Annotated in this window: 25 protein-coding genes and 2 rRNA genes; 15 read left to right on the plus strand and 12 right to left on the minus strand. The window is 64.3% G+C overall.

All coding sequences use genetic code 11. From position 1 onward, the window contains the following. Positions 1–50: 50 nt before the first annotated feature. Positions 51–2,927 (plus strand): 23S ribosomal RNA (locus tag FF090_RS03750). A 149-nt stretch (positions 2,928–3,076) separates the two neighbouring features. Beyond that, positions 3,077–3,190, plus strand: a 5S ribosomal RNA gene (rrf, locus tag FF090_RS03755). Positions 3,191–3,294: 104 nt separating this feature from the next. On the opposite strand, the gene hppD is transcribed toward rrf, so the two are convergent. Then, positions 3,295–4,428: a 4-hydroxyphenylpyruvate dioxygenase gene (gene hppD / locus FF090_RS03760; RefSeq protein ID WP_138855450.1), complete on the minus strand. Its 1,134-nt coding sequence runs from the start codon at positions 4,426–4,428 to the stop codon at positions 3,295–3,297. 115 nt (positions 4,429–4,543) lie between these two features. On the opposite strand from hppD, the gene FF090_RS03765 reads away from it, so the two are divergent. Beyond that, positions 4,544–5,026 (plus strand): Lrp/AsnC family transcriptional regulator, encoded by a 483-nt coding sequence (locus FF090_RS03765; protein ID WP_138855451.1) that lies wholly within the window; start codon positions 4,544–4,546, stop codon positions 5,024–5,026. 2 nt (positions 5,027–5,028) lie between these two features. Here FF090_RS03765 and FF090_RS03770 read toward each other — a convergent pair whose 3' ends face one another. The 3 genes from FF090_RS03770 to FF090_RS03780 form a co-directional block, all read right to left on the minus strand. Next, complete coding sequence (locus FF090_RS03770; RefSeq protein WP_246071498.1) at positions 5,029–5,889, minus strand: HDOD domain-containing protein; 861 nt, start codon at positions 5,887–5,889, stop codon at positions 5,029–5,031. Between the two features lie 71 nt (positions 5,890–5,960). Further along, a complete protein-coding gene (locus tag FF090_RS03775; protein WP_138855452.1) occupies positions 5,961–6,206 on the minus strand; it encodes a hypothetical protein in 246 nt (81 codons plus the stop codon). 408 nt (positions 6,207–6,614) lie between these two features. Then, a complete protein-coding gene (locus FF090_RS03780) occupies positions 6,615–7,190 on the minus strand; it encodes a hypothetical protein (protein WP_138855453.1) in 576 nt (191 codons plus the stop codon). Between the two features lie 96 nt (positions 7,191–7,286). Between FF090_RS03780 and FF090_RS03785 the strand changes: the two genes are divergently transcribed. Continuing rightward, positions 7,287–7,853: an SRPBCC family protein gene (locus tag FF090_RS03785; protein WP_175423506.1), complete on the plus strand. Its 567-nt coding sequence runs from the start codon at positions 7,287–7,289 to the stop codon at positions 7,851–7,853. A gap of 367 nt (positions 7,854–8,220) precedes the next feature. Here FF090_RS03785 and FF090_RS03790 read toward each other — a convergent pair whose 3' ends face one another. The 3 genes from FF090_RS03790 to FF090_RS03800 are packed head-to-tail and all read right to left on the minus strand — an operon-like array spanning position 8,221 to position 11,340. Further along, positions 8,221–9,312: an alpha-hydroxy acid oxidase gene (locus FF090_RS03790; protein ID WP_138855455.1), complete on the minus strand. Its 1,092-nt coding sequence runs from the start codon at positions 9,310–9,312 to the stop codon at positions 8,221–8,223. Between the two features lie 13 nt (positions 9,313–9,325). Further along, on the minus strand, positions 9,326–10,360 hold the full coding sequence (locus FF090_RS03795; protein ID WP_138855456.1) for an NADP-dependent oxidoreductase: 1,035 nt from the start codon (positions 10,358–10,360) through the stop codon (positions 9,326–9,328). 29 nt (positions 10,361–10,389) lie between these two features. Then, entirely contained in the window at positions 10,390–11,340 is a 951-nt protein-coding gene (locus FF090_RS03800; RefSeq protein ID WP_138855457.1) for a LysR family transcriptional regulator, read from the minus strand. Positions 11,341–11,428: 88 nt separating this feature from the next. On the opposite strand from FF090_RS03800, the gene FF090_RS03805 reads away from it, so the two are divergent. After that, the gene (locus FF090_RS03805) at positions 11,429–12,424 is read left to right on the plus strand and encodes an MBL fold metallo-hydrolase (protein WP_138855458.1); all 996 of its coding nucleotides are present in this window, start codon (positions 11,429–11,431) and stop codon (positions 12,422–12,424) included. Between the two features lie 10 nt (positions 12,425–12,434). On the opposite strand, the gene FF090_RS03810 is transcribed toward FF090_RS03805, so the two are convergent. Together FF090_RS03810 and FF090_RS03815 are read right to left on the minus strand one after the other, a co-directional pair. Beyond that, a complete protein-coding gene (locus tag FF090_RS03810) occupies positions 12,435–13,508 on the minus strand; it encodes a DNA glycosylase AlkZ-like family protein (protein WP_138855459.1) in 1,074 nt (357 codons plus the stop codon). Then, the gene (locus FF090_RS03815) at positions 13,496–13,840 is read right to left on the minus strand and encodes a MerR family transcriptional regulator (RefSeq protein ID WP_138855460.1); all 345 of its coding nucleotides are present in this window, start codon (positions 13,838–13,840) and stop codon (positions 13,496–13,498) included. The genes FF090_RS03810 and FF090_RS03815 overlap by 13 nt, the downstream gene beginning before the upstream one ends. Positions 13,841–13,908: 68 nt before the next feature. Here FF090_RS03815 and FF090_RS03820 point away from each other — a divergent pair, with 68 nt between their 5' ends. Further along, positions 13,909–14,349, plus strand: a complete 441-nt coding sequence (locus tag FF090_RS03820) for a hypothetical protein (RefSeq protein ID WP_138855461.1) — start codon at positions 13,909–13,911, stop codon at positions 14,347–14,349. Here the strand turns inward: FF090_RS03820 and FF090_RS03825 are convergent. Next, positions 14,291–15,292, minus strand: a complete 1,002-nt coding sequence (locus FF090_RS03825) for a GGDEF domain-containing response regulator (protein WP_138855462.1) — start codon at positions 15,290–15,292, stop codon at positions 14,291–14,293. The two genes, FF090_RS03820 and FF090_RS03825, sit on opposite strands and share 59 nt — an antisense overlap. A gap of 70 nt (positions 15,293–15,362) precedes the next feature. On the opposite strand from FF090_RS03825, the gene FF090_RS03830 reads away from it, so the two are divergent. Continuing rightward, positions 15,363–16,295: an MBL fold metallo-hydrolase gene (locus FF090_RS03830; RefSeq protein ID WP_138855463.1), complete on the plus strand. Its 933-nt coding sequence runs from the start codon at positions 15,363–15,365 to the stop codon at positions 16,293–16,295. Between the two features lie 462 nt (positions 16,296–16,757). Here FF090_RS03830 and metK read toward each other — a convergent pair whose 3' ends face one another. Beyond that, positions 16,758–17,939, minus strand: a complete 1,182-nt coding sequence (gene metK / locus FF090_RS03835; RefSeq protein ID WP_138855464.1) for a methionine adenosyltransferase — start codon at positions 17,937–17,939, stop codon at positions 16,758–16,760. A gap of 157 nt (positions 17,940–18,096) precedes the next feature. On the opposite strand from metK, the gene FF090_RS03840 reads away from it, so the two are divergent. The 7 genes from FF090_RS03840 to FF090_RS03870 all read left to right on the plus strand — a co-directional run bounded on the left by FF090_RS03840 (position 18,097) and on the right by FF090_RS03870 (position 24,360). Then, on the plus strand, positions 18,097–18,942 hold the full coding sequence (locus tag FF090_RS03840) for a lysophospholipid acyltransferase family protein (protein WP_138855465.1): 846 nt from the start codon (positions 18,097–18,099) through the stop codon (positions 18,940–18,942). Further along, on the plus strand, positions 18,939–19,838 hold the full coding sequence (locus tag FF090_RS03845) for a lysophospholipid acyltransferase family protein (protein WP_310732986.1): 900 nt from the start codon (positions 18,939–18,941) through the stop codon (positions 19,836–19,838). Before FF090_RS03840 ends, FF090_RS03845 begins: the two co-directional genes overlap by 4 nt. 91 nt (positions 19,839–19,929) lie before the next feature. Then, positions 19,930–20,772: a diaminopimelate epimerase gene (gene dapF / locus FF090_RS03850; protein WP_138855466.1), complete on the plus strand. Its 843-nt coding sequence runs from the start codon at positions 19,930–19,932 to the stop codon at positions 20,770–20,772. Continuing rightward, positions 20,769–21,440 (plus strand): DUF484 family protein, encoded by a 672-nt coding sequence (locus tag FF090_RS03855; protein ID WP_138855467.1) that lies wholly within the window; start codon positions 20,769–20,771, stop codon positions 21,438–21,440. Before dapF ends, FF090_RS03855 begins: the two co-directional genes overlap by 4 nt. After that, on the plus strand, positions 21,424–22,332 hold the full coding sequence (locus FF090_RS03860; RefSeq protein WP_175423507.1) for a tyrosine recombinase XerC: 909 nt from the start codon (positions 21,424–21,426) through the stop codon (positions 22,330–22,332). Before FF090_RS03855 ends, FF090_RS03860 begins: the two co-directional genes overlap by 17 nt. A 32-nt stretch (positions 22,333–22,364) precedes the next feature. Then, positions 22,365–23,549, plus strand: a complete 1,185-nt coding sequence (locus tag FF090_RS03865) for a class I SAM-dependent rRNA methyltransferase (RefSeq protein ID WP_138855469.1) — start codon at positions 22,365–22,367, stop codon at positions 23,547–23,549. Between the two features lie 4 nt (positions 23,550–23,553). Continuing rightward, on the plus strand, positions 23,554–24,360 hold the full coding sequence (locus FF090_RS03870; RefSeq protein ID WP_138855470.1) for a substrate-binding periplasmic protein: 807 nt from the start codon (positions 23,554–23,556) through the stop codon (positions 24,358–24,360). A 30-nt stretch (positions 24,361–24,390) separates the two neighbouring features. On the opposite strand, the gene FF090_RS03875 is transcribed toward FF090_RS03870, so the two are convergent. Further along, entirely contained in the window at positions 24,391–24,849 is a 459-nt protein-coding gene (locus FF090_RS03875) for an Lrp/AsnC family transcriptional regulator (RefSeq protein WP_246071500.1), read from the minus strand. Between the two features lie 174 nt (positions 24,850–25,023). Between FF090_RS03875 and glmS the strand changes: the two genes are divergently transcribed. Beyond that, positions 25,024–26,892: a glutamine--fructose-6-phosphate transaminase (isomerizing) gene (gene glmS, locus FF090_RS03880; RefSeq protein ID WP_138855472.1), complete on the plus strand. Its 1,869-nt coding sequence runs from the start codon at positions 25,024–25,026 to the stop codon at positions 26,890–26,892. Positions 26,893–26,905 lie beyond the last annotated feature (13 nt).

Consider the following 26,905-nt stretch of genomic DNA (forward strand, 5'->3'; position numbering starts at 1 on the left):
CTCTAAATCGATCGAGTCCTTGACGACATCGCGAGATGTCAAAGTTATAGGGTCAAGTGACTAAGTGCATGTGGTGGATGCCTTGGCAATTACAGGCGACGAAGGACGTGATAGCCTGCGATAAGCTTCGGGGAGCTGGCAAATTAGCTTTGATCCGGAGATTTCCGAATGGGGAAACCCACCGCGCGAGCGGTATTGCATGCTGAATACATAGGCATGCAAGGCGAACCGGGTGAACTGAAACATCTCAGTAGCTCGAGGAACAGACATCAACCGAGATTCCGAAAGTAGTGGCGAGCGAAATCGGAGGAGCCTGCGTAATTTAGCAGCACGCATATCAAAACGGGATGGAAAGCCCGGCCATAGAAGGTGATAGCCCTGTATGAGAAATGCCTGCTGTGGAACTGAGTACGCGACAAGTAGGGCGGGACACGTGTAATCCTGTCTGAAGATGGGGGGACCATCCTCCAAGGCTAAATACTCGTAATTGACCGATAGTGAACAAGTACCGTGAGGGAAAGGCGAAAAGAACCCCGGGAGGGGAGTGAAATAGATCCTGAAACCGCATGCATACAAAAAGTAGGAGCCCGCAAGGGTGACTGCGTACCTTTTGTATAATGGGTCAGCGACTTACATTCAGTGGCGAGCTTAACCGAGTAGGGAAGGCGTAGGGAAACCGAGTCCGAACAGGGCGAATTAGTCGCTGGGTGTAGACCCGAAACCAGGTGATCTATCCATGGCCAGGATGAAGGTGCGGTAACACGCACTGGAGGTCCGAACCGACTAGTGTTGCAAAACTAGCGGATGAGCTGTGGATAGGGGTGAAAGGCTAAACAAACCTGGAGATAGCTGGTTCTCTCCGAAAACTATTTAGGTAGTGCCTCAAGTATTACCGTCGGGGGTAGAGCACTGTTTAGGCTAGGGGGTCATGGCGACTTACCAAACCTATGCAAACTCCGAATACCGATGAGTACAGCTTGGGAGACAGTGCACCGGGTGCTAACGTCCGGACACAAGAGGGAAACAACCCAGACCGCCAGCTAAGGTCCCCAAAATTGGCTAAGTGGGAAACGAAGTGGGAAGGCTAAAACAGTCAGGATGTTGGCTTAGAAGCAGCCATCATTTAAAGAAAGCGTAATAGCTCACTGATCGAGTCGTCCTGCGCGGAAGATGTAACGGGGCTAAGCCAGTTACCGAAGCTGCGGATGCACAGCAATGTGCGTGGTAGGAGAGCGTTCTGTAAGCCTGTGAAGGTGGGTTGTGAAGCCTGCTGGAGGTATCAGAAGTGCGAATGCTGACATGAGTAGCGTTAAAGGGGGTGAAAAGCCCCCTCGCCGTAAGCGCAAGGTTTCCTACGCAACGTTCATCGGCGTAGGGTGAGTCGGCCCCTAAGGCGAGGCAGAGATGCGTAGCTGATGGGAAACAGGTCAATATTCCTGTACCGATCAATAGTGCGATGTGGGGACGGAGAAGGTTAGCTCAGCCGGGTGTTGGATGTCCCGGTTCAAGCATGTAGGCGTGCTCTTTAGGCAAATCCGGAGAGCTTAGCTGAGGTGTGATAACGAGTCTGCTTGCAGACGAAGTGAGTGATACCCTGCTTCCAGGAAAAGCCACTAAGCTTCAGCTATTGACGACCGTACCGCAAACCGACACTGGTGCGCGAGATGAGTATTCTAAGGCGCTTGAGAGAACTCTGGAGAAGGAACTCGGCAAATTGACACCGTAACTTCGGAAGAAGGTGTGCCTTGAGTAGGTGAAGTTGTACAGATGGAGCCGAAAGAGGTCGCAGAGAATCGGTGGCTGCGACTGTTTACTAAAAACACAGCACTCTGCAAAGACGAAAGTCGACGTATAGGGTGTGACGCCTGCCCGGTGCTGGAAGATTAAATGATGGGGTGCAAGCTCTTGATTGAAGTCCCAGTAAACGGCGGCCGTAACTATAACGGTCCTAAGGTAGCGAAATTCCTTGTCGGGTAAGTTCCGACCTGCACGAATGGCGTAACGATGGCCACACTGTCTCCTCCAGAGACTCAGCGAAGTTGAAATGTTTGTGATGATGCAATCTCCCCGCGGAAAGACGGAAAGACCCCATGAACCTTTACTGTAGCTTTACATTGGACTTTGAACAGATCTGTGTAGGATAGGTGGGAGGCTTTGAAGTAAGGTCGCTAGATCTTATGGAGCCGACGTTGAAATACCACCCTGGTGTGTTTGAGGTTCTAACCTTGGCCCGTGATCCGGGTTGGGGACAGTGTATGGTGGGCAGTTTGACTGGGGCGGTCTCCTCCCAAAGCGTAACGGAGGAGTTCGAAGGTACGCTAGGTACGGTCGGAAATCGTGCTGATAGTGCATAGGCATAAGCGTGCTTGACTGCGAGACTGACAAGTCGAGCAGGTAGGAAACTAGGACTAAGTGATCCGGTGGTTCTGTATGGAAGGGCCATCGCTCAACGGATAAAAGGTACTCTGGGGATAACAGGCTGATACCGCCCAAGAGTTCATATCGACGGCGGTGTTTGGCACCTCGATGTCGGCTCATCTCATCCTGGGGCTGTAGCCGGTCCCAAGGGTATGGCTGTTCGCCATTTAAAGAGGTACGTGAGCTGGGTTTAAAACGTCGTGAGACAGTTTGGTCCCTATCTTCCGTGGGCGCTGCAGAATTGAGAGAGCCTGCTCCTAGTACGAGAGGACCGGAGTGGACGCACCGCTGGTGTATCGGTTGTCATGCCAATGGCATTGCCGAGTAGCTAAGTGCGGAAGAGATAACCGCTGAAAGCATCTAAGCGGGAAACTCGTCTCAAGATGAGTTCTGCCGGGGCCTTGAGCCCCCTAAAGAGTCGTTCGAGACCAGGACGTTGATAGGCTGGGTGTGGAAGCGCAGTAATGCGTTAAGCTAACCAGTACTAATTGCTCGTGAGGCTTGACCCTATAACCTTGACATTCCTGTCAGGGTTGCGAAAACCGTTCTTCAATAGAACACGCAATCCAAAGCTGATTTCTTCGCATACAATGCGGACTCTACAAATTGGGTTGGCAGACCTTCTTCAGTGAAGTCAGCTGCCAGCCAACAAGTCAAGCCTGATGACCATAGCGAGTTGGTCCCACCCCTTCCCATCCCGAACAGGACCGTGAAACAACTCAGCGCCGATGATAGTGCGGATCGCCCGTGTGAAAGTAGGACATCGTCAGGCTATTAACACCCAAAACCCCCTCCAGCTAAGCTGGTGGGGGTTTTGTTCTTTGCGCGCCCGACTACCCTCGAAAGAATTAAGGGCAACTTAAGTTGCCCTTGTCGTCACTTCGTCGCTTCGTCCTTCAGTACACCGCGGCGAATTTGGTCTAGTTCGATACTCTCGAACAAGGCCTGGAAGTTCCCTTCGCCAAAGCCTTCATTGCCTTTGCGCTGGATGATCTCGAAGAAGATCGGACCGATGACTTCCTTGGTAAAGATCTGCAGCAGCAGTTCATTGGGGGCACCTTGGTGCGTGGCGCCATCGATCAGGATGCGCAGGCGGCGTAGTGCATCGGTGTTTTCGCCGTGACGGGGTAGGCGCTTATCGATCAAGTCGAAATAGGTCTCGATGGTGTCCTGGAATTCGACGCCGTCGGCCTTCATGGTCTCAACCGTGCGATAGATATTCGGGGTCGACAAGGCGACGTGTTGGATGCCTTCGCCCTTGTAGAGATGCAGGTACTCGGCGATCTGGCTCTTGTCGTCGCTGCTCTCGTTGATCGGGATTCGAATCTTGCCGCAAGGGCTGGTCATGGCCTTGCTCTTCAGTCCGGTCAGCTTGCCCTCGATGTCGAAGTAGCGCACCTCCCGGAAGTTAAACAGGCGCTCATAGAAGTCGGCCCATTCCTTCATGCGACCGCGATGCACGTTGTGGGTCAGGTGGTCAATGACGCCCAGTCCGTTGCCCGGCACTTCGCTGCTGACCGCCTTTCCGTCGGCGTCGGTGACGGGGACAAAGTCGACGTCGTAGATGCTGATATTGCCAATCTGGCCAGCTTGTCGTCCATCTTTGCCGTGCCAGCGATCAACGAAGTAGATCAGTGAATCGCCGATCCCCTTGATGGCGGGGATGTTGAGTTCCATCGGGCCGGTTTTGTTGTCAAAACCCCAGGCACCCAGTTCGAGGGCCCGCTGGTAGGCATAGGCCGCATCCTTGACGCGGAAGGCAATGGCGCAGATCGAGGGGCCGTGCTGGCGTGCGAAGCGCTGAGCAAAGGAGTCGGGCTCTGCATTGATGATGAAGTTCACCTCGCCCTGGCGATACAAGGTGACATCCTTGTGCCGGTGCTTGCCGACCGCGCGAAAGCCCATGGTATGGAAGAGGGCACCCAATGCGGCAGGGTCAGGGGCGGCGAATTCAATGAACTCGAACCCGTCGGTGCCCATGGGGTTCTCCCAAGGCGTAAATGCGGCCATCTTGATCTCCAAGCAAATTTGCAAAGCACCACTGTATGCCTGTCCTTGCGCATTGAGCTTGCAAGAGGGGCCGTTGCCATGTTCTGGGACGCTCTAATCTTGAGAGAATCGGAAAATGAATGCAGATGTATTGCTTGATGCCGTAGATCGGCGCTTGCTTGCAGCGTTGCAGGTCGATGCGCGTCAAACCTTCGACGCGTTGGGTGCTGCAGTCGGGCTGAGTGCTTCCGCAACCTTGAGGCGGGTGCGGCGGCTTGAGCAAGAAGGAATGATTGCAGGCTACCGGGCGGAATTGGTGCCGGAGCGCCTTGGCCTGGGCCTGACGGCCTATGTCAATGTGCGCTTGGAGAAGCACACCCCGGATGAGCGTCGCAGCCCAATGGAGAGCTTTCGCGCCGCAGTTCATACCTGGCCCGAGGTGGTGGAGTGCTCTGCGCTAGCCGGCGAAATGGACTACCTGTTGCGCATCCTTGTCCGCGATATGGAGCACTATGCGCGCTTTCTCCGGGCGACTTTGTTGCAGCATCCCAGCGTGCAGGACTGCAAGACCAGTTTTGTTCTGGAGCGCGTGAAAGTTCGAACGGCTGTGCCGCTCTGACCTTAGCCGAGGTCCATCACCAGGCGTTTGGTCGGCTCTAGCCCCAGGTTGAGTAGCTCGCCAATCTCTTTGAGGTCATCGGGGATGGCGGGGTTGGACCAGCTCAGTGCGCTGTGCCGGGCAAGCCTCACGGCCAAGCGCACGCACTGCACTTGGGCATCCGCCTCGCAACGCTCGTCGGTAATGTGCGCCAACAAGGGGGGCAGATGCCAAGCCTTCATGAGCGCCTGTTCGAGTGCCGATAGTTCAATCCCAAGCACCTGGCGCTGCGCCTTCACGCTGCGAAGGCTGGGGTCGGCGGTCTGCAGGCGGCGAATCTCCTGGGCCAGTGCCGGGGCGTGGCACCACAGCAGCACCTCGGCAAAGTCATGCAGTAACGCTGCGCTGTGGATGATTTGTGCGTCCTGATCCATCCGATGCGCGGCGAACGCGAGTGCATAGCGCGCTGCCCGCTCGGAACGCCGCAACACTGCATCCACCCCCTGCAAGGCCTCAGGGCGCCCCAGTAGCCATTGTTCTACGCTGGGTTGCAGGCCAAATGTCGTGAAGAAGGGGGTAATGCCCATCAACACGACGGCACTGGTAATCGTCTCGGCGTCTGCATTGCGGCGTTCCCGCCCCAGCTGGGCGGTGGCCACAAGCACCTTGAGGGTCATCAGTGGGTCGGTCGAAAACGTCTCTCCTACCAGGTGGGCATCGACTTCATCCTCGTCGGCGCGCAACTGTTCCAGGGCCTCGACGCTGGTGCTCAGGATGGGAATGTCCTGTGCACAGAAGTGCGCCACCCAGCTCGAGAGGCTGGGGAGCGGGCGATCCAAAAAGCTGCGCGGCACGGCGTCCATAGGCGTGAGCGTCTGGGGCATCAGGATGGTGCGCCTGATGATAGGCGCCGTGCGGGCCGGTCATGCCGCAATAAGACCGGCCCGAGCGTGCATTACAGGCGCTCCAGCCCTTGAAGGAAGGTGAAGCGCGGCTCGCCGTTCTCAAACAGGACCCCATGGCCGGTTCTGGGATCGCGGCGGTATTCCAGGTCGGGCGCCTCCGAGGCGGGGCGCTGATGCTGGGCCAGTTGCGCGGCCGCAGCGTCGAGAAGGCGGCTGAGACGATGCAGCAGCTGGATCAGGAGCTGCGTGAAGAAGGGGCGCCCGTTGGCTCGAGCGGTGGTCAAGATGGCTTGCATGTTGTGCTCCTGCGGCACCGCCAAGTCGCGGGCCTTGATTCAGTCTTTGTGGGGTGGGCTCCAGAGTTCCCGCAGGCTTTGGGCCAGTGCGCGCTGGTTGTCGCGGCGGGGACTTCCGCTTTGGTGGCGACCGGCCTGTCGAAATTGGGCTGGCACCACCAGCGGATTGCGCGGTTTGCGCATCGCAAGGGTCAGCGGACGGGGTGAGGTGAATTGCGGCATGACTTGCTCCTGATCAACGAAGTGAGCTAAACGTTGCTCATATGATAAACAAGAATTGCGCAAACGTGCAAGCGCTTTGCTGTCGGCTCGGCACGACGGCGTGCGCAGCCGTCCCCAGCAGGCTCAGGCTGCAATAGCGGGATGCAATAGCGGGATCGAAGGGGGCAGGGCGGGGCTGGTGGCCGCTCAGCGCTTCTTGGGTTTCAGTGGGGCAATGCCCTTCGCCACTTGCTCCCAGGCGCTGGCCTCGCTGGCCGCTGCGGCGGGTGCTTGGCTTTGCGGCTTGGTGGGGCGGATGCCGGCGGGCGAGGCTGCCTCAGTCGGCGGTGTGAGCACTTCGCCCAGTAGGTCCAGCAACCGAGTCCGGGCGCGCTGCGGGTGGCGCCGGTAGTAGGTCAGCACCAGGCCCACGATGAAGCGCTCGTCATCGTCTTGGGGCAGGCTGGGGTTCAGATCCGTGACGGAGGCGGCAACGGGTGCCGCACCGGAGGGCGCCGAACCGTGCTCTTGGTCCATCCAAAACACGGGTTTGTGGCTGAGTTGCTCGAACTGACGTGCCAGGCGTTCCCCGATTTGTCGCGAGCGACTTTTGATTTGGCTCCAGTAGCTGGGCTGAATCTGCAGGCGCTCGGCAAAGCGTCGCTCCAGCCCGCGGAGGGCAGCGGCATCGGGGTGTTTGACGGTGGCGGCGACGAATTCGTCGAACAAACGCAGCGCGTTGTCCAGACGGATCTGCGCCACGTCGCGGGGCGCGTTCGGCATGGTGCGCAATGATAAATGCCTCTTGCTCGCATGACCTGTGGAACTTCGCTGCCCGCTGCGCACAATCAACGCCCTCGCATCAATCAGGAGTGCGCCATGCGTGCGTTGATTTTGTGTGTGCTCGGTCTCATCGGCTCCGTGGCGGGTGCCGCCGATCGGGCCATTGATAAAGAAGTGGTGATCAAGGCCACCTTGGAGCAGGCCTGGTCGAGCTGGACCACGCGCGAAGGCATCACGGCGTTCTTTGCGCCCGATGCCGTGATTGACGCCCGGGTGGGCGGGGCGTTTCAGATTTACATCGACCCAGGGGCCGCACCGGGCTCGCGGGGCGCGGACGACATGCGCTACATGGCCTTGCAGCCCCACAAGATGCTGAGTTTTGACTGGAATGCGCCGCCCTCGCTGCCCGAGGCGCGCGCCCAGCGCACCTTCGTGATGCTGCGATTTGAGAAAGTGGACGAGCAGCAGACGCGGGTGCGTTTGCACCATGTGGGCTGGGGCGATGGCGGCGAGTGGGACCGGGCCTATGCCTACTTCGATCGCGCCTGGGGTAATGTGCTGGCCAATCTGGTCAAGCGTTGGGAATCCGGCCCAGTGGACTGGACGGCCTGGTTGGCGCAACTGCAAAAGATGCGAGAAGCGGCGGCCAAGAAGAGTCCCTAGGAAGGGTCTGCAAAACCCCGTGCAGCCTGCGTTTGCGAGAGAACCGGCCGGATCGTAGAGCGAGGTCGGACACAAACAGTCCAGCGGACTGTTTGTGCCTACCCGAGCGCCGGCGCTTTTGCGCGCCGGCGGCGCGCGAAGGTCGGACTCGCCGTCCGACATCCGAGTGCGCCATCGACCGAGACGGCCGGTTCTCTCGCAAACCCTTGCGGGCCAAAGACTTTTCGGGCGATGGCCGGCGTTGCAAGCCTTGCTCAGGGCGAGACAGTCCAGTGGACTGTCTCGCGGCAGAGCGGCCTCAGCCTTGGCCCTCATCCCGAAAAGTATTGGCGCGGGCGCAGGGGGGGCAGACCCTCCCTAAGTGGACCTAAGCGCGCACCAGCAACTCTGGCGTCAATTCGGCCGGCGAGGCGGCACCGCACAGCGCCAACGCAATCTCGAATTCGTCGCGCAGCAGGCGCAGCACATGCGCCACGCCGCGCGCGCCCTCCACGGCCAAAGCTTCCACGGCCGGCCGGCCCACAAACACCGCGTTTGCGCCCAAGGCCAGGGCCTTGAGCACATCGGTGCCGCGCCGAATTCCACCATCAACAATCAAGGGCCACACAGGGCCAACGGCCTGCCGCACTCCGGGTAAGGCGGCGCAGGTGCTGATGGCGCCATCCAGAGTGCGCCCGCCGTGGTTGCTCACCCAACCCGCCGCCGCGCCCAGCTCGCAGGTCCGCCTAGCGTCCAGTGGGTGCAGAAGGCCTTTGACGATCACCGGCAGGGGACTGGCGTGTACCAGGGCCTCCAGCTGTTGCCAGTCCGGCGCATGGGCCAGCAAGCCGCCGCATAGTGGCGGGAGGGCAAAGGCCGGGGTGGGCGGGTGGGCGCCTGGGATGGCATTGGCCTTGCTCAACTCGGGCGGCAGCACAAACCCAGCACGCCGCTCGCGGTCGCGGGCGCCATGCACGGGGGCATCCACCGTGAACACAATGGCCTCCATGCCGGCCTGGGCCGCTTGGTCAAAAAGGCGCAAGGTGCGCGCCAGGGAGCCCTGCCAGTAGGCCTGTGCCCACAGCGGGCCCCGCCCCGGCTCGTCGCGTACCAAGCGCACCAAATCGGCCCACGGTCGGCTGGCCTGGCTGCTGATGGCACAGGCCGACCCCTGCATGGCAGCCGCCAGCACCGTGCCGGCCTCGGCCTCTTGGTGGAAGAGCTGATGCGCAGCCACCGGCGCCAGGCCAATGGGGTGGGCCCAGCGGCGCCCGAGCAACTCGATCTGCGTGTGTCCCTGCGCCATGGGACTGAGCACACGCGGCAGCAGGCGCCAGGCCTGCCAGGCTTGGGTGTTGTCGCGCAGCGTGAGCTCGTCCGCTGCGCCGCCAGCCAGATAAGCCCAGGCCTCAGGCGGCAGCAGCTCCCGCGCCCGCGCGGCGTAGTCCTGCAAGTTGATGAGCGCTGCGGTGTTCGACATCGCTTCGGGCTGTTCAGTCCGCCAACTGCAGCACCAACTTGCCGAAGTTCTCGCCCTTAAAGAGCTTGAGCAAGGTCGCTGGGAAGACGTCAACCGAGCCGCGCACCACGTCTTCCTTGCTGTGCATGCGCCCCTCTTTCAGGTAGCCCGCCATCTCCAACACGGCCTCTCCATAGCGCGGCGCGTAATCAAACACCACGATGCCTTCCATGCGAGCGCGGTTCACCAACAGGCTCAGGTAGTTCTTCGGTCCGACGATGCCCTCGGTGCTGTTGTACTGGCTGATAGCGCCGCAAATGATGATGCGGGCCTTGCGATTGATGCGAGTCAGCACGGTGTCCAGGATGTCGCCGCCGACGTTGTCGAAATAGATGTCGACTCCGTCCGGGCAGTGGGCTTTCAGCCCTTCGCGCACCGATCCGGCCTTGTAATCGATGCAGGCGTCAAACCCCAGCTCCTTCACCACCCACTCGCACTTGGCGCTACCGCCGGCAATGCCCACCACCCGGCAGCCTTTGATCTTGGCCATCTGGCCCACTGTCTGACCGACGGCGCCAGCCGCTCCCGACACGACCACCGTTTCACCCGCCTTGGGCTGGCCCACATCCATCAGTCCGAAGTAGCCGGTCATGCCCGGCATGCCCAGCACATTGAGCCACTGGGTCACGGAGCCCAAGCGCGGATCGATTTTGGTGAGCCCGGTGCGCTTGACCTGATCGCCTGGCACCAGGCAGTAGTCCTGCACGCCGCTGCCGCCGCTCACCAGGTCTCCCACGGCAAAGCCTGGATGGGCGCTGGCGATCACCCGGCCGATGCCGCCGGCGCGCATGACGGCCCCGATCTCGACCGGCGGGATGTAGCTCTTGCCCTCATTCATCCAGCCGCGCATGGCGGGGTCCAGGCTCAGGCAGAGGTTCTGGAACAGCACGCCGCCCTCCTGAGGAGCCCTCACGGCCTCTTCGGTGTGCTGCCAGCACTCGGGGCCGGGCAGGCCCTGGGGACGCTGGGCCAGGCGAATCTGTCGATTGATGAGGTGATCGAAGTTCATGCGGCGGCTCGCTGGGAAAAGGCGCGAGCTTAAGCCTGCAGGGGGCGCAGGCCCGCCAGCAAGTCGCGCTCTGTGCCCAGGGTCTTGAGCAGCCACTCCCGTACCGCCTTGACACGAACGGTTTCGCGCAATTCGGGGTGCGAAAGCAGCCACAGCTCGGAGTCGCAATCGGCCAAGGGTTCACCCAGGCGGGCGAGGGCGGGTTCGGTGTCGCCCAAAAAGCAGGGCAGCACCGCCAGCCCCAGCCCCAGTGTGCAGGCGCTGCGCACCGCCAGCAGGCCGGAGAAGCGCAGGGTCACCTGCTCCAGAGGTACTTGCGAGGCCAGCCAGCGCAAGGCCTTGCTGCCGGCCGCGGAGTCGTCCAGGGCCAACCAGGGCACTTCGGCCAAGGGCGCGCGCCGAAAGCGAGCCAGTTTGCTGCGCGCGGCATAGATTGCATGCCGCAGCGGGCCGATGCGCTGTCCGATCAGGTGGGCCGGGGGTTCGGTGGCGGGGCGCAGGGCTAGGTCGGCTTCGCGCTGCGACAGGTTGTGGAAGTCGTTGCGCGCCGAGGCCATCAGTTGGATGTCTGGGAGTGCGCGCTGCAGCGCGGGCAGACGGGGAAGCAGCAGCGCGCCAATCACGCCCTCTGTGCTGGCCAGTCGGACCAGGCCCCGGGGGCGGAGGTCCTCGCCCTGCACCCGCAGCAAGGCCGCGTGGGCCTGGGCTTGCATGCCCCGCCCGGCCTCGGCCAGGGCCTCTCCGGCCGCGGTGGCGGTGTAGTGCCCTGCGCGGCGGTCAAACAGGCGCACGCCCAGATGCTGCTCCAGCGCCTGCAGTCGGCGAAAGGCGGTGGCGTGGCTGAGGCTGCGGGCCTTGGCCGCCTGCACCAAGCTGCCGTAGTGCGCGATTTCGGTGACCAGCAGCCAGTCATCAATGCGATGGGAGTCGCCCTGGGTGGAGACGGTGATGGGCATGGTGTCTTTCAGAAATGCAAGCATGGATTGCAAAAGTCGCTGATGGACTTGCGAAACCGCATCCTAGAGTCGGTGCCATGCCGCAGGAGCGGCCCAACACCAGGAGATGGCAATGTTGAAACCCTCATGGCACGCTGGCGTGCTCGCCGCATTCTTCCTGGGCTGGGGGTGGACGCTGGCGCCCGGTTTGGCGCGGGCCGAGGCGCCGATTTGGGATGGCAACAAGGTGCAGATGCAAAGCCTGCGCTTGGCTCCCGGGGCCTTTGCCCATGTGCCGGCGGATGCCGCTGCACTCAATGCCCAGGGCGGCGCGGCGGCGACCAGTGGGGGCTTGATCGTCGGCACGCGCGGTGCGCTGCTCATCGAGACCATGCTGAACCGGCGCCTGCACGACCAGGTGCGGCAACTGGCCGCCAAAGCGGCGCCCGGCAAGCCCCTGCTGTATGCGGTGAACACCAGCTCTCACGGCGACCACTCTTTCGGCAATATGTTTCTGCCGCGCGAGACCCGTCTGATTCAACATGAGCACACCGCGAAGTTCATCGCCGAGCATCTCGAGCAGGACAAGGCCTTCATGCTGCAGCACTTCGGCAAGGGCCGTGGCATCGAGCCCATCCGCGCGAGAGCGCCCGACATCCTGCTGCCTGCGGGAGGCAAGCTGGTGATCGATCTGGGCGAGCGCCAAGTAGAGATTCATGACTTCGGGTTTGCGCAGACTGGCGGCGACCTGTGGGTCTGGGATCCTCAGTCCAAGACGATGTGGGCCGGCAACCCGGTGATTGCGGCGAGGCCGGCGCTGCCCTGGCTGTTGGATGGCAAGCTGGTGCAGACCTTGGCCACGCTGCAAAAGGTCTACGACTTTCTACCCGCTGAGGCCACCGTGGTTCCGGGTCATGGCGTACCCATGGGCCGCGAAGCCTTGCGCTGGCATCTCGACTATCTATCCGCCGTGAAGCAGGGGGTGCAGGGCGCTTTGGCTCGGGGCTTGACGCTGGAGCAGACCGTGGCGGAGGTCAAGCTGACCGAATTCCGCGGCTATGCCTTGTTCGACTGGGTGCACCCGGGCCTGAATGTGCCGGCCGCTTACAAGGATCTGAGCGCCAAGTGAGCTGAGGGAATCAGAGCCGGAGGAACTGGCGCATGGCGCTGAGTTCCTCCTCCAGAGCACGCTCAAAGGCAGGGTCCTGCGGGCGCGTGTCGACGAAGCCCAGCTCGTGCTGCAGTTCGCCCTTCAGCAGCTTCAGGTTGGCCCAGCCGATGACTTGATCGCGCCACAGCAGGGGCAGGGCGTAATGCCCACGCACCCGTTTGGCGGCCGGGGTGTATGCCTCAAAACGATACGCCCAGCCCCAGAACTGCTCGAAGCGTGGTCGGTCCCAGACCACCGGGTCGAAAGGGGCCAGCAGGCGGACCTTGGCGGGAATGCGCCAAGCTTGGGCCGGGTCTTCGGCGGCCGGCCAGAACCAATCCACACCCTCCACCCGGGCCTGCCCCAGCCGGGACTTGGCGCGCACAAAGGCTGCGCGGCGCCGGGACTCCCATTGCGGCACGGCCGCGTAAAGCATGCTGACCAAACGGCTCAAGCCCGTGGCGGTGAGCGGCGCGTACTTTTGCACCAGCGCGTCGACCAGGGCGTCCAGCGCGGCGTCGATGTCCTCGGGCGCCTGCCAGGGGTTGGCCAGGGCATAGCAGCGCGTCCCGTTGTCGCGTCGCGTCACATCCAAAAAGCCGCGGTAGTGCAGACCGTCGAGCAACTCCGTGGAAAGGCGGCTGTTGCCGCCGAACCAGTTCTTCACCTTGCCGTGGCCCAGCGCGGCGTCCACATCCGCAGGATGTGCCTCCCCCAGAAGACCCACCTGTTCGAGCACGGCGTCGGCTTGCTTCCAGCGGGCTTTGTCCCAGACCCGTCGGGCCGTGCGAGGGTGCATGAGCACGCGCAGCTCGGGGGTGACGAAGCCGTAGTTGATGAAGAAGTCTTCCTGCAGCGGCAGCTGTGGGTAGCGACGTTCCAGATCCCCCGCCTTGTAGGCACGGACGCGGTGGCGCAGCGTCAGGTCCTGCGCCCGTGCGGGCGCGCGCAGCGGGTCGGCCTGTACAAAGCCACCCAGGCGGTGTACGGCGTCCAGCAACGTGGTGGGTGCAAACAGGCTGCGTGCCACCGCATAGCGGCGCAGGGTCTTCAGTTGGAGCATGTCAGCGGGCAAGGGTTCTGGGTCAGTTCCAGCAACTGTTGGCGAAGCCCTTGCAGGTCCGCCAGCCGGGCCTCGGTCTCGCCCAGTTTGGCCTGCAGCCAGGCACCGACGTCTTCGGCGCTGCCGCCTTCCTGCAGCGCCTGGCGCACCTCGGCCAGACTGAAGCCCAGACCCTGCGCCTGACGCACCAGGCGCAGCAAGGCCAGGCTTTGCGGGGGGTAGTCGCGGTAGCCGTTGGGAAGCCGGCGTGCGCGCAGCAAGCCGATGCGTTCGTAAAACCGCAAGGCCTCGCGGCTGAGGCCGCTGTGTGTCGCCAATTCACCAATTCGCATTGAAACGCCTTGACCCTGTAGTGCAGTACAGGGCGCAGTCTCGCGGCTTTTCAACACTGGAGATTGGGATGAAGCAAGAAACGCGTCTGCGCTGGGTGCGCGCCGGTGGCCTGTACGACCTGCTGGTGAGCTGGCCGCTGCTGACCCCTTGGAGCTTGGCTTGGATGAGTGAGCAGCTGAACACCGCCAATCAGGCCCTGGGCCTGGCTGGGCAGGCTTCAGTGCCCGACGGCCAGCACGCCCTGCTGGCGGGGTTGCTGGCTAGCTTGATTCTGCTGTGGGGCGGCGTGCGCGCCCTGTGGCCTTCGGAGCAACTGGGCAGTTGGGATGCCCTGACGCGGCTGCTGTTTGCCACGCAGCTGATCGCGGCGGCCTTGAGCGGACAGCCGCAACTTCTGCTGGTCTACGCCGCGATGGAGCTGCTGTTCGGCGCCATGCAGTGGGGCGGGCTCAGCTCCCTCGGCTCAGCTGCAGCTGTTCCTCGGTATCCAGCTGCATCTCGTAGCTGAAGAAGCGATTGCGGCCTTTGCGCTTGGCGTTGTAGAGCGCGTCATCGGCGCGCAGCAGCAGGCCCTCGGCCGTGGTGGCCTCATCCGGCACGCAGGTGGTGATGCCGCCGGAGAGCGTGACCTGGGGCCCGATGGGTGAGTCTGGATGCGCCAGCGCGGCGCGGTGGAGCGTGCGCAACAGCGCCCGCGCATAGGTCATGGCGCCTGAGCGCGGGGTCAGCGGCAGGATCAGCGCGAACTCCTCGCCGCCGTATCGGCCGGCCAGGTCGCGCGGGCGCAGACAGGCTTCTTCGAGCAGCTTGGCCACCTGCTTGAGGCAGGTGTCGCCGGCCAGATGGCCGGCCTTGTCGTTGAAGCGCTTGAAATGGTCGATGTCCAGCAGCGCCACGCTCAGCGGTTGGCCTTCGCGCCGGCAGGCGGCAATTTCCTGGTGCAGGCGCTCATCGATGGCGCGGCGGTTGAAGAGGCCGGTCAGGGAGTCATGCAGGCTGAGTTGCTGCAACTGCGCATTGGCCAGGCGCAGTTCCTCGGAGCGTTGCAGCAGTTTGGCGCGCATCATCAGCAGACGCTGCATGGCGCGCAGCTTGGCGCCCAGCAGGGTGGTGGTGATGGGCTTGGCCAGGAAGTCGTCGCCGCCGGCCTCGATGCCGCGCCAGATGTCTTCGTCGCCATGGCGGCCGGACAAAAACAAGATCGGTGTCCAACCGCCCTGCTCGGCCGCGCGAATCTGCTGGGCCACCCAATAACCATCGTGCTGGGGCATTTCCACATCCAGCAGCACCAGGTCGGGGCGGTGCTCGATGAAGACCTGCACCGCCTGGGTCGGGTTGCTGGCCTCGATGACCCGATGTCCCAGTGACTCCAGTGCTGCGCGCGCCAGCAGGCGCGGCATCACTTGGTCGTCAACGACCAGCACGGAGAGGGCTTCCTGGGGGGTCTGCATGGCGCCTCGGATGGGGGAGAACCAGCATAGAGGAAGGCTGGGGCTCTCGCCCACCCCCACAATCCCAGGGATGGGAGAAGAGGGATTGGACGGAATTCGGTTTATTGAGCGAGGTTGGCTGTCATCCAACTTGGTGTTGATTCACGGCGCAGCGGATGAAGAGGGGGCCTTGCTGGTGGACAGCGGCCATGGTCTGGATTCGCAGCAAACCGTTGAGACGGTGCGCAGCGCCCTGCAGGGCCAGCGCCTGGCGGCGATCCTCAACACCCATTTGCACCCCGATCATTGCGGCGGCAATGCCCGTCTGCAGCAGCAGTTTGGGGCCCAGGCCTATGTGCCGCTGGGTGAAGCCGCTTTGGCGCGGCGTTGGGAAGAGGCCGATCTCTTTCATGGCCAAGCGGGGCAGTATTGCCCTCGCTTTCGGGTGCATCGCACGGTGCAAGAGGGCGAACGGATCCAGGCCGGCGGCCGCTCTTGGGAGTTGCTGGCTGCGCCGGGCCACGACCCGCATGCCTTGATGTTGTTCGATGCCGAGTCCGGCGCGCTGATCACGGCCGATGCCCTGTGGGCCCAAGGCGCGGCGGTGGTGATGGGGGAGTTGCTGGGCGAGCCAGGTGGCCTGGATGCGGCGGAGTGGACCTTGGACGCCATCGCCCGCTTGCCGGTGCGACGGGTGTTTCCTGGGCATGGGCCGTGTTTCGATCAAGTGGCGCCCGCGCTGGCGCAGGCCCGAGCGGTGTTGCAACGTTGGCGCGCCGACCCGGCCCTGCACGCCCGCCATGCAGCGCGTGCCCTGCTGAAGTTCCATCTGATGGAGGCGCGTCAGGAGCCCTTGGCTGGCACCTTGATCTGGGCTTGTGGCGTGCCCCTGTTGCGGCGCTTGTGGGAGCGCTGGGGTCCTGCGGGCACCGCCGGCCCGGGGGAGTGGGCGCAGTTGTTGCTCGACGAACTGCTCGCGCGCGGCCTGGCGCGGCGCGAGGGCGATGAGATATTGAATATCTGAATGAAATCGGGCGCCCGAGGGCGCCCGTTGAACTGCGAAGTGCCTAGGGAGGATCTGCAAAACCCCGTGCTGCCCGCGTTTGCGAGAGAACCGGCCGGATCGTAGGCGGCGCGCGAAGGTCGGACTCGCCGTCCTAAGCCTAAGCGCGCCAACGACCGAGACGGCCGGCTATCTCGCAAACCCTTTCGGGCCAAAGACTTTTCGGGCGATGGCCGGCGTTGCAAGCCTTGCTCAGGCCGCCAGCCTGAGCGGCGGCTCGCGCCTTGGCCCTCATCCCGAAAAGTCTTGGCGCGGGCGCAGGGGGTTTTGCAGACCCTCCCTAGCTTCAGGCCGGCGGCAGCACGCAGTGCTGCGGCCTTATCGGTCTTCTGGTCTGCGTTCACGCCGGTTGACGCCGGCATGAACTTCGCCCGAGAACTGCCAAGCCTGCTGCGCTCGGCCGCTTCGCGCCCGGCGCTGGGTTTACAACCCAGCTGCGGCGCGCAGCGCCGCCGCTTTGTCAGTCTTCTCCCAGCTGAACTCCGGCTCTTCGCGGCCGAAGTGGCCGTAAGCGGCGGTCTTCTCGTAGATCGGGCGGCGCAGATCCAGCATCTCAATGATGCCGCGCGGGCGCAGGTCGAAGTGCTGGCGCACCAACTCGGCAATCTTTTCGTCAGCGATCTTGCCGGTGCCCTCGGTGTAGACCGTGATGTTCATCGGGTGCGCCACGCCGATGGCGTAGGCCACCTGGATCTGGCACTGGCGCGCCAGACCAGCGGCCACCACGTTCTTGGCCACATAGCGCGCGGCGTAGGCGGCCGAACGGTCCACCTTGGTCGGATCCTTGCCCGAGAAGGCACCGCCGCCATGCGGGCAGGCGCCGCCGTAGGTGTCGACGATGATCTTGCGCCCCGTGAGCCCGCAGTCACCCTGCGGGCCGCCGATGACGAAGCGGCCGGTGGGGTTGATCAGGTACTTGGTGTCCTGCAGCCACTCCTTGGGCAGCACAGGCTTGATGATTTCTTCGATGACAGCCTCGTAGAACTCGGGCTTCATCTTGTCGCCCAGGCTCATCTCGGGGTCGTGCTGGGTTGAGAGCACCACGGTGTCGATGGAGTGCGGCTTGCCATCCACATAGCGCATCGTCACCTGGCTCTTGGCGTCCGGGCGCAGGAAGGGCAGGCGACCGTCCTTGCGCAGCTGGCTCTGGCGCTCGACCAGGCGGTGGGCGTAGTAGATCGGCGCGGGCATCAGCTCGGGCGTCTCATCGCAGGCATAGCCAAACATCAGGCCCTGGTCACCGGCACCGATGTTCAGGTAGTCGTCGCTGGCGCGATCCACGCCCTGGGCGATGTCATTGCTCTGCTTGTCGTAGGCCACCAGCACGGCGCAACCCTTGTAGTCGATGCCGTACTCGGTGTTGTCGTAGCCGATGCGTTTGATGGTGTCGCGTGCGACCTGGATGTAGTCGACATGCGCATTGGTCGTGATCTCGCCGGCCAGCACCACCAGACCGGTGTTGCACAGGGTCTCGGCCGCCACGCGGCTCAGCGGGTCCTGCTTGAAGATGGCGTCGAGAATGGCGTCCGAGATCTGGTCGGCCACCTTGTCGGGATGCCCCTCGGAGACCGACTCCGAGGTGAAAAGAAAATCGCTGCTGGCCACTTAATAAACTCCTTCGAAATGTTGCAACGGGCGTTGCCGGTCTTCTGGGGAGTCGCGGCGAACGCTTTAGCGGCATTTATATGGCGCGGCGAACCGCTCCTGTCGCCCCGCAAGTTGTCCTGTTAACTCGGCGACCTTGCCAATTCTGCACCGATTCATGACCCTCATTCGTTGGATGTCCCGCTGGCCACTGTGGCTGTTGCACGCTTTGGGCGCGCTGGCAGGCTGGTTGGCCTTTGCCTTTTCGGGGGCCTACCGGCGTCGGCTTTGGGCCCATGCCGGCGCGGCGGGCGCCAGTTGGGCGCAGCGCTGTGGCGCTGTGGCGGGGGCCGGGCGCATGCTGTTTGAGATCCCCTGGCTGTGGCTGCGCCCGCCGGGGCTGGGGGACTGGGTGCGCTGGGAGGGGGCGGAGCTGTTGCCGGCCCTGCTGCAGGAGCGCCGTGGCTTGCTGTTGATGACGCCGCATCTGGGGTGTTTCGAAGTCGTGGCCCAGGCCTATGCCGAGCGCTTTGGCGCCCAGGCGCCGATGACGGCGCTCTACCGCCCGGCGCGCAAGCCCTGGCTGCGTGAATTGGTGGCGGCCTCGCGCGACCGGCCGGGGTTGCAGGCCGCGCCGGCCAATCTGAGCGGCGTGCGCCAAATGCTGCGGGCGCTCAAGAAGGGCGAGTGCGTGGGCCTGCTGCCGGATCAGGTGCCGCCCGAGGGCCAGGGCGCCTGGGCCCCCTTCTTTGGGCGCCCGGCCTACACCATGACCCTGGCCACCCGCCTGATTCAGCAGACCGGGGCCCCCGTGGTGTTGCTCTGGGGCGAGCGTCTGCCCTGGGGCCGGGGCTACATCGTCCACGTACGACCCTTCGCACCTTTGCCGCCGGATTGCAGCCCTGAACAGGCCTGCGAACACATCAATCGCCATATGGAAGCCTTGATCCTGGAGGCGCCGCAGCAATACCTGTGGGGTTACAACCGCTACAAGGGGCCTAGGGCCCAGGAGCAGGCGTCGTGATCGGGCGCATCCTGGGTCATGCGGGTGCCCGCGCCGTGATTGGGCTGTTGTGGTTGCTGCACTGGCTGCCCCTGCCGCTGTTGGCGGCGTTGGGGCGCGGTCTGGGGGCGCTGCTGTGGCGGCTCGCGGGTTCGCGTCGGCGGGTGGCTCTGCGCAATCTGGAGCTGTGCTTCCCGGAGAAAAGCGCGGTCGAACGCGAGGCGCTGGCGCGCGAGCACTTCGGCTGGATGGGGCGCTCGATCCTGGAACGGGGGCTGATGTGGTTTGCTCCGCGAGAGCGGTTGATGCGGCTGATGCAGATCGAGGGCGACATCCACCAGGGCGAGCGCAGCGAACGCCCGGTGATGTGGCTGCTGCCGCACTTCGCGGGCCTGGACTGGGTGGCCCCGGCGCTGATGCTCTGCCAGAGCAAGCCGGGTGTGGACGTCTACCAGCGCCAGAGCAACGCGGTGTTTGACGCTCAGCTGATGAAGGGGCGCGGCCGCTTTGGTCAGAACGCCTTCGTCGATCGGCAGGACGGCATCCGGCCCGTCATCAAGTTCATTCGCCAGGGCTATGGCTTTGTGAATGCACCCGACATGGATTTCGGCCGCGACAACTCGGACTTCGTGCCCTTTTTTGGTGTGCCGGCCTGCACCCTGTTGGCGCCGGCCAAGATGGCGGCCAGCATGGACATGGTGGTGCTGCCCTTGGTGGTGACCATGCTGCCCGGCGGTCAGGGCTACCGCATCGGCTGCCCGCCGCCCCTGGCGGGCTACCCCAGTGGGGACGCGCTGGCCGATGCCCATACCCTCAACACCTGGCTGGAGGCGCGCATCCGCGAGAACCCCGCCCAGTACCTGTGGGTGCACAAGCGCTTCAAGACCCGGCCCGAGGGCGAAGCTCCGCTGTATTGAGGCCCCCAGGTCCGGGCTGCGCCCAGCCCGCCCCCCGAGGGGGGCAAGAAACCTCGGGGCGGCCCTTCGATTTCTTATGAACAATGCAGGCATGAAGCTCTCATTCACCAAGATGCAGGGCGCCGGCAATGACTTCGTCGTCATTGACGCCACCCGCCAGCCCTTTTCGCTCAGCCCCGAACAGCTGCGGCGATTGGGCGACCGTCGCTTCGGCGTCGGCTGCGATCAGATCCTGGTCGTCGAGCCGCCCGATGCGCCGGATGTGGACTTTCGCTATCGGATCTTCAACGGCAGTGGCGAAGAGGTCGAGCACTGCGGCAATGGCGCGCGTTGCTTTGTGCGCTTCGTGCAAGAGCAGGGCCTGAGCCGCAAGACTGAATTGCGGGTGCGCACGGTCAACAACGTGCTGACCCTGCGCAGCCAGGACGATGGGCGGGTCCAGGTCGATATGGGTGCGCCCCGCCTGAATCCGGAGAGCCTGCCCTTCGAGAGTGCGGGCCTGCAAGCCGATGCCCAGGGCCTGTGGCCGCTAGCGCTGGCCGATGGCGATGCGGTGAAGTTGGCCCTGGTGTCGATGGGCAATCCACATGCGGTGCTCTGGGTCGACGACGTGGACCAAGCGCCGGTGGCGCTGCGTGGCCCGCAAATCCAGGCCGACCCGCGCTTTCCGCAGGGGGTGAATGTGGGCTTCATGCAGATCCAAAGCCGCACGCGGGCGCGCATCCGGGTCTATGAACGGGGAGCCGGCGAGACCCTGGCCTGCGGCACCGGGGCCTGTGCCGCCGTGGTGGCCGGCATCCGCGCCGGCCTGCTGGATGCCGCCGTGGAAGTCCAAGCGCGCGGCGGCCTGCTGCGCATTGAGTGGGATGGGGTCGGCTCGGTCTTCATGACCGGCCCCGCCGAGACTGTTTTTCAAGGAAGCATTGAGCTGTGAGCAACCCCATCGAAGGCATTACCGAGGCCGACATCGCCGACTACCTGGCGGCCAACCCCAGCTTCTTCGAGCGCCACGCGGAGCTCTTGCATCACATCCAGCTCAGCCACCCGCTGGGCCACCGCACGGTGTCCCTGCAGGAGCGCCAGGCCGAGATGCTGCGCGAGCGCATCAAGGGCCTGGAGCGCAAGATCATCGAAATGATCCGCGCCGGCACCGAAAACCTGGGTCACTTCGAGAAGCTGCAGGCCTGGACCCTGGCGCTGATGCAGGTGGCGGAGCCGGCCGAACTGCCCGAGCGTTTGCAAACCGAGTTGCGCGAGCGCTTTCAGATCCCCCAGACCGCGCTGCGCCTATTCCATCAGGGCGGCTGCAGCGAGGATGTGCAACGCTTTGCTGCCAGCCTGACCGAGCCCTTCTGTGGGCCGAATGAAGGCTTCGAGGCCGCCCGCTGGCTGGCCGAGCCGGTGGCCTCGCTGGCCCTGATCCCGCTGCGCCGTGCTGGCGAAACTGCCGCCGAACCGTCCACGTTTGGCCTGCTGGTGCTGGGCTCGCCCGATGCCACCCGCTACCGTGCCGACATGGGCACCGAGTTCCTGCAGCGCGTGGGCGAGGTCAGCAGCGCGGCCCTGGTCCGCAGCTTGCCGGTGGATGTCGCCCAGCCCTGAGTTCAGCGATTACCTGCAGCATTTGCAGGTGGGCCGGCGCCTGGCCGAGCGCAGCCTGCGCCTTTATGCCGATGCGCTGAGCCGCCTGCAGGCCGGTTGCAGGGCCCGGGGTTTGAGCCTGACCGAACTGCGCCCACCCCAGGCGCGCGAGTTGTTGGCCGAACTGCATGTTGGGGGCCTGGGCCCGCGCAGTCTGGCGCTCACGCTCTCAGCCTGGCGGGGCTATTACCGCTGGCTGGCGGCGCAGCGCCGCATCGACCACGATCCCTTGGTTGGACTGAAGGCGCCACGTGCCGGCCGCCCTCTGCCCAAGGCGCTGGGGGTGGATGACGCGGTGGCCCTGGCCGAACTGCCCTTGGGGGATGAGCCCGCCGCCCGCCGCGACCACTGCCTGATCGAATTGCTCTACGGCGCCGGCCTGCGGATCAGCGAGGTGCTGGGCCTGGATCTGCAGCCCGGTGGCGCCGGCTGGGTGGATCTGGCCAACAGCGAGGTGCAAGTGCTGGGCAAGGGCGGCAAGCGTCGCGCCGTGCCGCTGGGCGCTCAGGCCTTGGCGGCTGTGCGTGCGTGGCTGGGGGTGCGAGCCCAGTTGGCCCGCCCCGACGAGTCGGCGCTGTTGGTCGGGCAGCGCGGCCATCGGCTCTCGGCCAGCCTGGCCCGTGCCCGGCTGGCACAAGCCGCCATCCAAGCGGGCTTGCCCACCCATGTGCACCCGCACATGCTGCGCCACAGCTATGCGAGTCACCTGTTGCAAAGCAGTGGCGATCTGCGCGCGGTGCAGGAGTTGCTGGGCCACGCCAACATTGCCACCACCCAGGTTTACACGCGCCTGGACTGGCAGCACCTGGCCAAGGCCTACGACGCGGCGCATCCGCGCGCCAAGAAGGGCTGAGCGGGACTGGCTGTGCCGCCGACAATGGCGGCATGAAAGTCATCAAACTTCGCGACGGCAAGGAGCGCTCGCTGCTGCGCCGCCACCCCTGGGTGTTCGAGGGTTCCATCGCCAAGGGCAAGGCCGATTTCGGCGAAACCGTGCGGGTGGAATCGGCCAGCGGCGAGTTCCTGTGCTGGGCCGCCTACAGCCCCAGTTCCTCCATCAAGCTGCGCGCCTGGAGCTGGGATGAGGCCGAGCGCATCGACGCCGAATTTTTCGCACGTCGCATAGCCGCCGCCTTGGCCTATCGCCAGCGCCTGGCCGTGGACAGCAACGGCGTGCGCCTGGTGCACGGCGAGGCCGACGGTCTGCCCGGCCTGATCGTCGACCGCTACGACGACATCCTGGTGGCGCAGTTCCTGGCCGCCGGCACCGAACAGTGGAAGGGCGTGATCGCTGATGCCCTGCTGGCCGCCACCGGCTGCACGCGATTGTTTGAGCGCAGTGACTCGGGCGTGCGCCAGTTAGAGGGCCTGACGCCCGTGAAGGGTTGGGTGCGTGGCGAGGGCAACACCGAGGTCATCCTCACCGAATCCAGCTGGAAACTGAGCCTGGATGTGGCCGAGGGCCACAAGACCGGCTACTACCTGGATCAGCGCGACAACCGCCGCGAGTTCGCTAGTTGGGTGCGTCGTTTGGGCGCGCAAGAGGTGCTGAACTGCTACAGCTACACCGGCGGTTTCTCCATCGCCGCGCTGGCCGGTGGGGCGACGGACGTGACCAGCGTCGACAGCTCTGCCCCGGCGTTGGCGCGTGCCAGCCGCCACGTGGAGCTCAATGGCTTCGACCCGGCCCACCACCGTGCGCTGGACGCCGATGTCAACGGCACCCTGCGCGGCTTTTTGAAGGAGGGCCGGCAGTTCGACGCCATCGTGCTCGACCCGCCCAAATTCGCGCCCAGCGCCGCCCATGCGGACCGCGCCAGCCGCGCCTACAAGGACATCAACCGCCTGGGCCTGCGGCTGCTCAAGCCGGGTGGTCTGTTGTGCACCTACAGCTGCTCGGGTGGCGTGGGCCCCGAGCTGTTCCACAAGATCGTGGCGGGCGCGGGCATGGACGCCGGCGTGGACGCCTACATCGTCGACCGCGTGGGTGCCTCGGCCGACCACCCGCAGACCCTGTGCTTCCCGGAAGGGGAGTATCTGAAGGGGCTGTTGGTGATCAAGCGCGGCTAGGCAAATGACCGGCCGTCGGCTACTGCGGGCGCTGCGCTTGGGGCTGCCCGCTGGCTTGGCGGCGGCCGCTGCAGTGGCGCAGGCTGACACCGTCGGCGTCTGTTTCGACGAAGCCGATCACACGCCTTATTTGTTTCGCGATGCCACGGGCCAGTGGCGCGGCGCCACGCTGGACCTGGCCCGCGCCGCTCTGGCCCGGGCCGGCTACACGCTCAAGGCCCTGCCCATGCCCTGGTCGCGTTGCGTGCGGGAGGTGGAGGAGTTCGGCAGCCGGCGTTCGGCCGAGATGCTGCTCTATGCCAGCCTGAACCCCGAGCGCGAACGCAAATTCCTCGCCTCGGTGCCGGTCCACCAGATCCAGGGCGGCTTTTGGTATTCAAGCCGCCATCGGCCGCAGGCCGACCTGCCGCGCAGTTGGGTCGAGCTGGCCCGGTATCGCTTGTGCGGCATGTTTGGCCACAACTACGCTTGGCTGGCCGGTTATGGCATCTCGCAGATCGACAGTGGCGCGCTCAATCTGCGCGCGGTGCTGGAAAAGCTGGAGCGCGGCCGCTGCGACTTTGTGCTGTCGGCCCTGGAGCCGGTGCGCGGCGCAGCTCAACTCGGCTTTGTTCAGCTGCCTGCTGAACTGGCCTTTCTGCCCTACCCGGACCGGGGTCCCATCAGTCAACACCTGTTGTTGACCCGGCAGTCCCCACGTGTCGCCGATTTGCACAGCCGCCTCAACCAAGCCCTGCAAGCCCTGCAGGCCAACGGGGAGGCGGATCGCATCTACCAGGGCTATTTGCCGGATGGAGACGGGTTGCGCTGAGGCGGGCCGCGAAGCCCGAGCGAACCCGCCCTAGCCCGACAGCGGTAGCCCCACCCCAAACTTCGCCCGCTTGACCGCGAAGTAGGCCTTCACGTTGCGCACATTGGCGTCCTGGGTGAACAGGCGTTGCGCCAGGGCCGCGTAGGCATCCATGTCGCGCACCAGGATCACCAGCACGAAGTCCGGCCCCGGCGAGCTGCGGTAGCACTGCTGCACCTCGGGGGCCGCCACGGCCTTGGCCTCAAAGGCCTCCAGGTGCTCGGCACCCTGGCGGTCCAGGGTCAGTTCCACCAGGGCGGTCAGCAGCGGGGTGAAGGCGGCGGGGTTGAGGATGGCGACTTGGCGCTCGATGACGCCCATGTCCTGCAGTGCCTTGACGCGTCGCAGCGCAGTGGCAGCTGACACGCCGCAGCGATCCGCCAGGGCCTGGTTGGTCAGTGATGCGTCTTCCTGCAGGCAGGCCAACAAGCGCAGGTCAGTGGCGTCCAAGATGCCCCCTCCAGTTGGGTGGATGAAAATTGCAAAAAATGCAGAATTGTGAAGAAAAAAGTCTTCGCATTCTTGGTGTGCAATTTTCATGCAAAAGCATTGCCAAATTGCAAGCACATGCCGCATTGGCCTGCCTAGCATGCGCCACCTTTTCAAACGGGACGGAACACCATCATGTGCGGCATCGTCGGCGCGGTCTCCAGCAAGAACATCACCCCCATCCTGATCGAGGGCCTCAAGCGCCTGGAATACCGCGGCTATGACAGCTGCGGCGTGGCCGTGCACCAGGACGGCGCGTTGCGTCGCGCCCGCTCCACCAGCCGCGTGGCCGAGTTGCAGGCCCAGGCTGCTGAGGATGGCATCGCCTCGGACACCGGCATTGCGCATACCCGCTGGGCCACCCATGGTGCACCGGCGGTGCGCAATGCCCACCCGCACTTCAGCCCGGGCCCGAATGCGGCCGAAGGCTCGGCCGGCCGTGTGGCCTTGGTGCACAACGGCATCATCGAGAACCACGACGAACTGCGCGCCGAACTGCAGGCCAAGGGCTATCAGTTCCACAGCCAGACCGATACCGAGGTGATCTGCCACCTGGTGGACTCGCTCTACACCGGTGACCTGCTGGAGGCTGTGCAGCAAGCCATCGGCCGCCTCAAGGGCGCCTACGCGATTGCCGTCTTCCACCGCGACGAGCCGCAGCGCGTGGTGGGTGCCCGCGAGGGCTCGCCCCTGGTGCTGGGCGTGGGGCAGGACGCCGCCACCCCCGAACGTTTCCTGGCCTCCGACGCCATGGCCCTGGCCGGCGTTACTGACCAGATCTGCTACCTGGAAGAGGGCGATGTGGTGGACCTGCAGCTGGGCAAGCACTGGGTGACGCACAAGGGCGAAAGCGGCCGCTTCGAGCAAGTGAACCGCGAGGTCAAGACCGTGCACGCCCACAGCGGCGCCGCCGAGTTGGGCCCCTACCGTCACTACATGCAGAAGGAAATCTTCGAGCAGCCCAAGGCCATTGCCGACACCCTGGACGCCGTCGAGACCATCGGCCCCGAGTTGCTGGGCGCCGGCGCTGGCGCGCGCCTGAAGAATGTGGACCGTGTGTTGATCCTGGCCTGCGGCACCAGCTACTACAGCGGCAGCACGGCCAAGTACTGGCTGGAGTCCATCGCCAAGATCCCCACCAGCGTGGAAATCGCCAGCGAGTACCGCTACCGCGATTCGGTGCCCGATCCGCGCACCCTGGTCGTCACCATCAGCCAGAGCGGTGAAACCGCTGACACCCTGGCCGCGCTGAAGCACGCCCGTTCTTTGGGCATGGAGCAGACCCTGACGGTCTGCAATGTGGCCACCAGCGCCATGGTGCGCGAATGCGCGCTCAACTTCATCACCCGCGCCGGCGCCGAGATCGGCGTGGCCAGCACCAAGGCCTTCACCACCCAGCTGGTGGGCCTGTTCCTGCTGACCCTGGTGCTGGCCAAGCAGCGCGGCCACCTGAGCGAGGCGCAGGAAGAGCAGTACCTGAAGGAACTGCGCCACCTGCCCCTGGCCGTGCAGGCCGTGCTGGCTCTTGAGCCGCAAGTCGTGGCCTGGAGCGAGGCCTTTGCGCGCAAGGAAAACGCGCTCTTCCTGGGGCGTGGCCTGCACTACCCGATCGCCCTGGAAGGCGCCCTCAAGCTCAAGGAGATCAGCTACATCCACGCCGAGGCCTACCCGGCCGGTGAGCTCAAGCATGGCCCCCTGGCCCTGGTGACGGCCGAGATGCCGGTGGTGACCGTGGCGCCCAACGACGCGCTGCTGGAAAAGCTCAAGAGCAATCTGCAGGAAGTGCGCGCCCGCGGCGGTGAGCTCTTCGTGTTCGCCGACAGCGACTCTCACATCGAGAGCGGCGAGGGCCTGCATGTGATCCGCATGCCCGAACACTACGGCGCGCTCAGCCCGATCCTGCACGTGATCCCCCTGCAATTGCTGGCCTATCACACGGCCTGCGCACGTGGGACGGATGTGGACAAGCCAAGGAACTTGGCCAAGTCCGTGACCGTCGAGTGACGGTTGCGAACTT

Origin of the sequence: Inhella inkyongensis, assembly GCF_005952805.1 — a bacterium.
Lineage (GTDB): Bacteria > Pseudomonadota > Gammaproteobacteria > Burkholderiales > Burkholderiaceae_C > Inhella > Inhella inkyongensis.

Excerpts from the sequence above, each read along its gene's own strand:
- hppD (WP_138855450.1), bottom strand. The coding sequence starts at position 4,428 with ATGGCCGCATTTACGCCTTGGGAGAACCCCATGGGCACCGACGGGTTC.
- FF090_RS03830 (WP_138855463.1), top strand. The coding sequence starts at position 15,363 with ATGGGAGAAGAGGGATTGGACGGAATTCGGTTTATTGAGCGAGGTTGG.
- dapF (WP_138855466.1), top strand. The coding sequence starts at position 19,930 with ATGAAGCTCTCATTCACCAAGATGCAGGGCGCCGGCAATGACTTCGTC.
- FF090_RS03785 (WP_175423506.1), top strand. The coding sequence starts at position 7,287 with ATGCGTGCGTTGATTTTGTGTGTGCTCGGTCTCATCGGCTCCGTGGCG.
- FF090_RS03795 (WP_138855456.1), bottom strand. The coding sequence starts at position 10,360 with ATGAACTTCGATCACCTCATCAATCGACAGATTCGCCTGGCCCAGCGT.
- FF090_RS03775 (WP_138855452.1), bottom strand. The coding sequence starts at position 6,206 with ATGCAAGCCATCTTGACCACCGCTCGAGCCAACGGGCGCCCCTTCTTC.
- FF090_RS03815 (WP_138855460.1), bottom strand. The coding sequence starts at position 13,840 with ATGCGAATTGGTGAATTGGCGACACACAGCGGCCTCAGCCGCGAGGCC.
- FF090_RS03840 (WP_138855465.1), top strand. The coding sequence starts at position 18,097 with ATGACCCTCATTCGTTGGATGTCCCGCTGGCCACTGTGGCTGTTGCAC.
- FF090_RS03790 (WP_138855455.1), bottom strand. The coding sequence starts at position 9,312 with ATGTCGAACACCGCAGCGCTCATCAACTTGCAGGACTACGCCGCGCGG.
- FF090_RS03810 (WP_138855459.1), bottom strand. The coding sequence starts at position 13,508 with ATGCTCCAACTGAAGACCCTGCGCCGCTATGCGGTGGCACGCAGCCTG.
- FF090_RS03765 (WP_138855451.1), top strand. The coding sequence starts at position 4,544 with ATGAATGCAGATGTATTGCTTGATGCCGTAGATCGGCGCTTGCTTGCA.
- FF090_RS03825 (WP_138855462.1), bottom strand. The coding sequence starts at position 15,292 with ATGCAGACCCCCCAGGAAGCCCTCTCCGTGCTGGTCGTTGACGACCAA.
- FF090_RS03820 (WP_138855461.1), top strand. The coding sequence starts at position 13,909 with ATGAAGCAAGAAACGCGTCTGCGCTGGGTGCGCGCCGGTGGCCTGTAC.
- FF090_RS03805 (WP_138855458.1), top strand. The coding sequence starts at position 11,429 with ATGTTGAAACCCTCATGGCACGCTGGCGTGCTCGCCGCATTCTTCCTG.
- FF090_RS03770 (WP_246071498.1), bottom strand. The coding sequence starts at position 5,889 with ATGCCCCAGACGCTCACGCCTATGGACGCCGTGCCGCGCAGCTTTTTG.
- FF090_RS03860 (WP_175423507.1), top strand. The coding sequence starts at position 21,424 with ATGTCGCCCAGCCCTGAGTTCAGCGATTACCTGCAGCATTTGCAGGTG.
- glmS (WP_138855472.1), top strand. The coding sequence starts at position 25,024 with ATGTGCGGCATCGTCGGCGCGGTCTCCAGCAAGAACATCACCCCCATC.
- FF090_RS03870 (WP_138855470.1), top strand. The coding sequence starts at position 23,554 with ATGACCGGCCGTCGGCTACTGCGGGCGCTGCGCTTGGGGCTGCCCGCT.
- FF090_RS03865 (WP_138855469.1), top strand. The coding sequence starts at position 22,365 with ATGAAAGTCATCAAACTTCGCGACGGCAAGGAGCGCTCGCTGCTGCGC.
- FF090_RS03800 (WP_138855457.1), bottom strand. The coding sequence starts at position 11,340 with ATGCTTGCATTTCTGAAAGACACCATGCCCATCACCGTCTCCACCCAG.
- FF090_RS03780 (WP_138855453.1), bottom strand. The coding sequence starts at position 7,190 with ATGCCGAACGCGCCCCGCGACGTGGCGCAGATCCGTCTGGACAACGCG.